Source organism: Sedimentibacter sp. B4 (assembly GCF_000309315.1).
GTDB classification, from domain to species: domain Bacteria; phylum Bacillota; class Clostridia; order Tissierellales; family Sedimentibacteraceae; genus Sedimentibacter; species Sedimentibacter saalensis.
Genome location: NZ_CANG01001106.1, coordinates 1 through 247, shown reverse-complemented (window position 1 = coordinate 247; position 247 = coordinate 1). Strand labels below are relative to the sequence as shown.

At 71.7% G+C, this 247-nt stretch carries 1 pseudogene; it reads left to right on the top strand.

From position 1 onward, the window contains the following. Positions 1-247, top strand: a pseudogene (locus BN358_RS21835) (glutamine amidotransferase); the annotation flags it as partial.

Below are 247 nucleotides of genomic sequence, written 5' to 3'. Positions count from 1 at the left end.
CTGCGGCAGCGCCTGGCGTGGCGCGGGATCGACGCCACCCTCACCGTGGTCGACCCGGGCGAGACGTGCCGTCCACCGGATCGGTGTACCTGCTCGGCGGCGGGGAGGATGCGGCGCAGATCTCGGCGGTGAAGGCGCTGAAGGCAGACGGCCACCTGTTCCGGGCGATCGACGCCGGCGCGGTGCTGTTCGCCGTGTGCGCGGGCTACCAGATCGTCGGCGAGACGTTCACCGTTGGCGAGAACGA